The organism is Spirulina sp. CCY15215 (assembly GCF_016888125.1).
Lineage (GTDB): Bacteria > Cyanobacteriota > Cyanobacteriia > Cyanobacteriales > Spirulinaceae > CCY15215.
The window spans coordinates 1-252 of sequence record NZ_JACSWA010000015.1 but is presented as its reverse complement, the minus strand read 5'-3'; the positions used below and the strand labels follow the sequence as shown (position 1 = coordinate 252).

Annotated in this window: 1 protein-coding gene; it reads right to left on the bottom strand. The window is 43.7% G+C overall.

The window, feature by feature from the left end:
• On the bottom strand, positions 1-252 hold a 252-nt coding region (locus JUI58_RS00055; RefSeq protein WP_204101728.1), incomplete at both ends, for a Uma2 family endonuclease.

The window sequence follows — 252 nt, the reverse complement described above, 5'->3', positions numbered from 1 at the left end:
GCAACTCTTGTAAATTTGTACTGCGTCTTGCACCTAAAACCAAAAACCAATCTGGTCGTTTATACCACTGGGTATGTTGGCGATCGTAGTAGAGATTGAGATCCTTGGCAATAAAATAATCAGATCGAAGATGGTGTGGAGATTGACAAGTTTGGGTCAGCAAATTCGGTTGAAAATCGTGAAATTCATCGGGCAAACCTGGTTCCTCCGGGTCTTCGCTAGGCAAATCGTACATGGTGGGCAGAGATTTCT